1 protein-coding gene is annotated in these 386 nt (G+C 31.1%); it reads right to left on the bottom strand.

What is annotated here, in order from left to right; translation table 11 throughout:
• Positions 1-90: 90 nt before the first annotated feature.
• A partial coding sequence (locus tag RCF13_RS07840; RefSeq protein ID WP_308141042.1) for a hypothetical protein occupies positions 91-386 on the bottom strand: 296 nt, incomplete at its 5' end.

Below are 386 nucleotides of genomic sequence, written 5' to 3'. Positions count from 1 at the left end.
CTAACATAAAAACATACATCAGCTGAAATTATAATCCCTAAGTCTTTTTCATCGAATCCCATTCCTCATAACTATAAATCATCTGCTAATTTAAATTGTATACTTAAATTCTTCTGTGATACTGATAACCTTACCATTTTCTGCTTTCATTTTATACTCTAGGGAATCATCTAGAAAATTATATCTAACAATGACATCCACCATTATATCCATATAATTATAGGCAAGGTTTGCCTCAAACTCTATGGTATTGTTATCAATCCATATTATATTGCCACCCGAGTTATATCGTCCATCTGGATAGGTATTGTTGTAATCTTTATTATCTTTCTCTACTTTTTCTATAGCCATTGTTATGATTTCTGGGCTGACTTTTCCAGTCTTCA

Source organism: Stenotrophomonas maltophilia group sp. RNC7 (assembly GCF_030910085.1).
GTDB lineage: Bacteria > Pseudomonadota > Gammaproteobacteria > Xanthomonadales > Xanthomonadaceae > Stenotrophomonas > Stenotrophomonas sepilia.
The sequence above is the reverse complement of the archived record's forward strand: the minus strand, read 5'-3'. Positions and strand labels throughout refer to the sequence as shown.